2 rRNA genes are annotated in these 1,383 nt (G+C 48.2%); both read left to right on the top strand.

The features are described 5' to 3' along the window. Positions 1 to 270 (top strand): 16S ribosomal RNA (locus tag M3182_RS25505); the annotation flags it as partial. Positions 271 to 538: 268 nt separating this feature from the next. Then, positions 539 to 1,383: ribosomal RNA gene (locus M3182_RS25500) — 23S ribosomal RNA — on the top strand; the annotation flags it as partial.

Raw genomic sequence — 1,383 nt, 5'->3', positions numbered from 1 at the left:
CGCCTGCATGAAGCCGGAATCGCTAGTAATCGCGGATCAGCATGCCGCGGTGAATACGTTCCCGGGCCTTGTACACACCGCCCGTCACACCACGAGAGTTTGTAACACCCGAAGTCGGTGGGGTAACCGGGGGCAAAACTTAGCATCTTATTATATTTAAAGGAAGCTAAGTTTTGCCCCTGGGGCCAGCCGCCTAAGGTGGGACAGATGATTGGGGTGAAGTCGTAACAAGGTAGCCGTATCGGAAGGTGCGGCTGGATCACCTCCTTTCTAAGGATAATGTCGTAAGGACATTCGGAACTCAGACCTTATGGTCTGTGATATGCAAATCTTTAGATTTGCACTGTTGATTGCTTGTTTGTTTAGTTTTGAAGGAGCAATCCTTCGAAACATTGTTCCTTGAAAACTAGATAATCGTAAGTAAGAAGGCAAAAGTAAAACTCTTTAAAAGAACTTCTTTTAAAGAAACCGAGTATCGCCATTTTAGTTTTTCTCTCTTTTATTAAAAAGAGAAACCTGACAATTTGATTGTCATATAGGTTAAGTTAGAAAGGGCGCACGGTGGATGCCTTGGCACTAGGAGCCGATGAAGGACGGGACTAACACCGATATGCTTCGGGGAGCTGTAAGTAAGCTTTGATCCGGAGATTTCCGAATGGGGAAACCCACTGTTCGTAATGGAACAGTATCTTTACCTGAATACATAGGGTATTGAAGGCAGACCCGGGGAACTGAAACATCTAAGTACCCGGAGGAAGAGAAAGCAAATGCGATTCCCTGAGTAGCGGCGAGCGAAACGGGATTAGCCCAAACCAGAAGGCTTGCCTTCTGGGGTTGTAGGACACTCTATACGGAGTTACAAAGGAACGGAGTAAATGAAGAGGTCTGGAAAGGCCCGTCAAAGAAGGTAACAACCCTGTAGTTGAAACTTCGTTCCCTCTTGAGTGGATCCTGAGTACGGCGGGACACGTGAAATCCCGTCGGAAGCTGGGAGGACCATCTCCCAAGGCTAAATACTCCCTAGTGACCGATAGTGAACCAGTACCGTGAGGGAAAGGTGAAAAGCACCCCGGAAGGGGAGTGAAAGAGATCCTGAAACCGTGTGCCTACAAGTAGTTAGAGCCGTGCATTTTTCGTTGGAAAAATGACGGTGATAGCGTGCCTTTTGTAGAATGAACCGGCGAGTTACGATCATATGCGAGGTTAAGTTGGAAAGACGGAGCCGCAGCGAAAGCGAGTCTGAATAGGGCGATTAGAGTATATGGTTGTAGACCCGAAACCAGGTGATCTACCCATGTCCAGGGTGAAGGTAGGGTAACACCTACTGGAGGCCCGAACCCACGTACGTTGAAAAGTGCGGGGATGAGGTGTGGGTAGCGGAGA

This window comes from Mesobacillus maritimus (assembly GCF_023715205.1).
Classification (GTDB): Bacteria; Bacillota; Bacilli; order Bacillales; family Cytobacillaceae; genus Mesobacillus_B; species Mesobacillus_B maritimus_C.
This window is presented reverse-complemented; position numbering and strand designations above follow the sequence as displayed.